Genomic DNA, 1,814 nt, shown 5'->3' on the forward strand with positions numbered 1-1,814 from the left:
CGGCCGCCGAGAGCGTGCGTGATCTTGCCGCGGAGAAACGCTTTGTCGGTGCCGAGGTGGGCCTCCTGGCGGTTTTGCACACCTGGACCGGCCAACTTCATCACCATCCGCATGTGCATATGCTGGGGGTGCAACCAGCGAAGCGCGCCTCTATGTTGTTTTAAGTAAAGGGTTTAGGGATATCAAGCTTGATATTATGGGCCTCAAAGCGTTAACCATTGATAGTCCAAAACGACGTTTACGCTTTTTAAGGAGGCCCAACCATGATCGTACTGAAGGAAACGGACATTCTCAAGGCAAAAGCAGAATTCGATGACATGATTGCCCTGGTTCAAAAAGCCGCTCAGGAAGGCACTCGTATCGATGTGGTCGAGCAGGATCTTTGGACGCGACTCCTACGACTCGGCTTGGCCACACTGGGCGGTTTTGTCCATGCTCAAGGCACCGGTGACATGGGACCGACCTTAACCTATGAAGATCGGCAACTCAAACGGCTAAAGGGCCTATATAACCGACGGTACGTTTCTGTTTTTGGTGAACTGAACATTCCGCGAACCGCCTACGGGAGTCGCCCCACCCAGAAGCTTCAAGTCCTTCCCTTGGACAGTCGATTGGGGCTACCGGACAGCGATTTTTCAAATCTGTTGCAGGACTGGGATCAATCCTTTTGTGTCCAAGGCTCGTATGAACAATCGCGTCAGAGCGTCCATCGCCTATTAGGCCTCGGACAAACCGTTGGTAGCCTGGAAACCATGAGTCAAAGCATGGCACAGGATGTGGCGGAATTCTTTGAGCAGCAACCTGCGCCTCCACCGGCTCCGAAGGGATCCATTATTGTGCTGACGGCTGATCATAAAGGCGTCAAGATGCGTCGGAACGTCCAAGAGGAGGGTCCCGCCCCCAAGGGCCGTCTGAAGAAAGGCCAAAAACCCAGTAAGAAGAAAATGGCCTGCGTGGGAGGTGTTTACACGATTGAGCCTTTTGTCCGGACTGCGCAGGATGTCGTCAATGAAGTGATGCGTCACGAGAAACAAGCCGAGCGTCCTAAGCCGAAAGACAAACGCTTGCGTGCCGAATTGACGCAACGGTATGAAGGGGAGGAGATCAAGGGGACGGAATTCATCTTCCCCTGGTTGGATCAGGAAGTTGCCAAGCGAAACCCCCAGGGACGTCACCCTGTTGTATGTGTCATGGATGGTGAGCGAAAGCTGTGGCGAATCTTGAAGTCCATGTTTCCGGGTGTTGTTTGTATCCTGGATCTCTATCATGTCTTGGAGCGATTGTGGACCGTTGCCTATTGCTTTTATCCGGAGAGCAGCAAGGAAGCGCAAGCCTTTGTAAAGGCCCGGCTGGAACGCCTGCTGGAAGGTAAAGTGGGGTATGTCATTGGTGGTATCAAACAGATGAGTGTCAAAAACAAGTTGAGCAAAAACAAACGAGAGAAGCTGGACGCAGCCATAACCTATTTGGAAAACAATCGTCGTTTCATGAAGTATGATGAGTTCCTATCGGCTGGCTATCCCCTCGGCAGTGGCGTGGTCGAAGGCGCTTGCCGGCATGTCGTGAAGGATCGCATGGAGCAAACGGGCATGCATTGGCGTATTCCCGGAGCACAATCCATTCTCCATCTACGGGCCCTGTATCTCAACGGAGATTGGAAGAGCTTCCAGCACTACAGGATACAGAAACAATGCCAGCGATTATATCCCTACAAGCGTCAGATTGACATCAAATGGACTGAAGTGAAAGGCGAAGCCGCATAGCGGGCGGCTGGTTGCACCCATTTGAATTGGCCGTTGCACATCGATACCTCT

Annotated in this window: 2 protein-coding genes; both read left to right on the plus strand. The window is 52.4% G+C overall.

The window, feature by feature from the left end; genetic code table 11:
* Positions 1–56: 56 nt before the first annotated feature.
* Positions 57–164 carry a transposase gene (locus U9Q18_03280; protein MEA3313379.1) on the plus strand — a complete coding sequence of 36 codons (108 nt, stop codon included), beginning with the start codon at positions 57–59 and terminating at the stop codon, positions 162–164.
* A gap of 99 nt (positions 165–263) precedes the next feature.
* Entirely contained in the window at positions 264–1,763 is a 1,500-nt protein-coding gene (locus U9Q18_03285; GenBank protein MEA3313380.1) for an ISKra4 family transposase, read from the plus strand.
* Positions 1,764–1,814: the final 51 nt, after the last annotated feature.

It is taken from the genome of Caldisericota bacterium, from assembly GCA_034717215.1.
Lineage (GTDB): Bacteria > Caldisericota > Caldisericia > Caldisericales > Caldisericaceae > UBA646.